The organism is Enterococcus raffinosus (genome assembly GCF_018917525.1).
Lineage (GTDB): Bacteria > Bacillota > Bacilli > Lactobacillales > Enterococcaceae > Enterococcus_A > Enterococcus_A raffinosus_A.
On the sequence record NZ_JAHLOS010000084.1, the window covers coordinates 1 to 2,060 of the forward strand.

General features: G+C 41.7%; 2 protein-coding genes. Both read left to right on the top strand.

The features are described 5' to 3' along the window. Positions 1–292: 292 nt before the first annotated feature. Positions 293–1,720: an IS21 family transposase gene (gene istA / locus KQI58_RS22305; RefSeq protein WP_216411129.1), complete on the top strand. Its 1,428-nt coding sequence runs from the start codon at positions 293–295 to the stop codon at positions 1,718–1,720. Beyond that, positions 1,720–2,060 (top strand): ATP-binding protein (locus tag KQI58_RS22310; RefSeq protein ID WP_216411130.1); only part of this gene is annotated, 341 nt, incomplete at its 3' end. The genes istA and KQI58_RS22310, both read left to right, overlap by 1 nt.

The following is a 2,060-nucleotide window of genomic DNA, read 5'->3' on the forward strand; positions in this document are numbered from 1 at the left end:
CAGGAAGTTCAAAGAAAGTGCCAAGCTAACTATTAATAAAAAAAGCACGCCCATCAATCATCCTTAAGTATACAGGAGGATTGATGGGCTTTTAATACACCTTACTATCTGACGCTTACAGCTATCCTTAGCCGCTAGATAACCAACTGTTTGTGGCAAGATAAAGGTACATACAATTGCAACGCAAAAGTACACAACTTAGCAATCAGCGTAGAATAAAAAGGCCATTGCGAGCGACCTGAAATTCCTCTAAAGTTATAGTCTCGACACTGTAACTGGAGGTAAGAAAGGTATGCTCACAATGACCGATATCAATACTATCAGAAATCTACGGAATAATCACGATAAATCCATTAATCATATTGCAGAGGAGCTGGATATCAATTGGCGCACCGCCAAAAAATATGCCGACGAAGATCTGATCCCACGATCAAAAATTCGTAAAAAAACTGGTATGATGTATGTCGAAAAATGGGGTGGTATCGTTGCCCTTTGGCTTTCTGAAGACGCAAAATTCCCCAAGAAAAAAAGACGTACAGCTGAAGCTATGACCCTGGACCTCAAGGCAGAAGGCTTCCCTGGATCCTATCGAACAGTTTGTGCTTTTATCCAAGATTGGAAAGCTACTCATTATCTTGAAGATAATGAAGACCATGGGTTTGAACGTTTAGAGCATCCTCCGGCTGAAGCGCAACTCGACTTTGGTACAATGGAAGTTTGTCATGACGGAGCCTTCAAGGATGTCAAAGTTTTAGTGATGAGTTTTCCTTTTAGTAATGCAGGCTTTGCAGTAACACTCCCGGCGGAAAATCAAGAATGTCTTTTAGAAGGCATGAAAGAGCTGTTTCACCAAGCAGGCGGTGTGCCGCGTAAAATTCGAATTGACAATATGTCAACGGCTGTTATCCAAACGAAATCAAGGCTAGAACCTGCAGTGTTAACTGACGGTTTTCTGCAATTCGCTACCCACTATGGATTTGAGACCCAAGTGTGCAACCCGCGAAGCGGCAATGAAAAAGGCAGTGTAGAAAACAAAGTAGGCTATGTTCGTTACAATTTCTTTTCTGCAACACCGATTATGACTGACTTTGCCAGTTTTAATGACTCCTTAGCTTCTCAACTAGCTCAAGATCGTGAGCGGGTACATTATGAGAAATATGTTGTGATTAATGAACTTTGGCTTGAAGAGAAAACGGATCTCTTGGCGCTACCTGAAACAGATTATCCGGTATTTAAGGAAATAGAAGTAAAAGCAAATAAATACAATAAAATCAAGCTAGACAATGAGCGGGTCCACGTTCCTCGTGCACGAAATCATTCAGTGATTTATGCACTGCTTCGCTTTGATTCTTATCAGCTCATTAGCACAGACGGTGAAATCATCACAGAGGGTCTTCGACCCTATATGATGAAATCTAGAGCCATTGACTGGCAAGCAGTTCTACTTGATTGGCGGCGGAAACCGCGAGCGATGCATTATTCCCGCTATTGGAAATATTTGCCTGAGCGGATCAAACTTTACTTGAGTCATACGGATTGGAAAGAACAAGACAAGCGCTTGAATCAACTGTTAGGATTATTGATTACAAAAGACATGTTAGGAATTGACCGCAACTTCTACGAGCTGATTGGTGCTTTGGAAGACCCAGATGATGCTTACGCTATTGATTGGGGAAGTTATGATAATTTTCTAACCGCTGGTTGGGAGGTTGACAATTAATGGCTAAAGCTCGATTAGAAGAAATTTGTAAACAGCTCCACTTATCACATATACCACAAGCTGTGGAGTCAAATACCTCAGACACCAAGGAAGATTGGCTGATATTTTTGTTGGAAAATGAGTTAAAGTGCCGGGAGAAACTAAAGACTATGCGTCTCTTTAAACAGGCAAAGATCCCCGTTCAGCGAACGTTGGACAACTATGAGTGGCATGAGCATATCCAATTGCCAAATTCGACGACTAAAGATGAATTGACTAGCCTCTCCTTTATCCGTCAGAAAGAAAATGCCGTGTTTGTAGGCACTCCTGGAACAGGAAAAACTCATTTAGCTTGCGCTCT

What these genes read in the sequence shown, in the direction of transcription:
- istA (WP_216411129.1), top strand. Translation starts at nt 293, where the DNA reads ATGCTCACAATGACCGATATCAATACTATCAGAAATCTACGGAATAAT.